This window comes from Bacillus sp. SIMBA_154 (assembly GCF_046536015.1).
In the GTDB taxonomy this organism is placed as follows: domain Bacteria; phylum Bacillota; class Bacilli; order Bacillales; family Bacillaceae; genus Bacillus; species Bacillus pumilus_P.
The window spans coordinates 1-273 of record NZ_JAWJBV010000251.1 but is presented as its reverse complement, the minus strand read 5'-3'; the positions used below and the strand labels follow the sequence as shown (position 1 = coordinate 273).

Annotated in this window: 1 protein-coding gene; it reads right to left on the bottom strand. The window is 41.8% G+C overall.

From position 1 onward, the window contains the following. A partial coding sequence (locus R0K30_RS21925; RefSeq protein ID WP_410612945.1) for a hypothetical protein occupies positions 1-261 on the bottom strand: 261 nt, incomplete at its 3' end. Positions 262-273 lie beyond the last annotated feature (12 nt).

The window sequence follows — 273 nt, the reverse complement described above, 5'->3', positions numbered from 1 at the left end:
ACCTACTAAATTACGTTCAGCTCTTTCTCCCGTAATATCAAGACGGAAATTTAAGCCATAAGAACCTCGGAAACTGTCTTCGAGCCAAGCGCTTGCCGAACTTCTCGTTGTTTTCGAATCCCTCACTTGAGTCTCAGCGATTGCTTCACCTATAATTTCGACCGTGTCTGAAACACCTTTCAAAGTCTTCGCAGTCGAATCCATTTCTGTCTGATACTCATTTGTATCAAACATCAAGGTAAAATTAATAGCTCGAGTCATCGTATTCCCTTG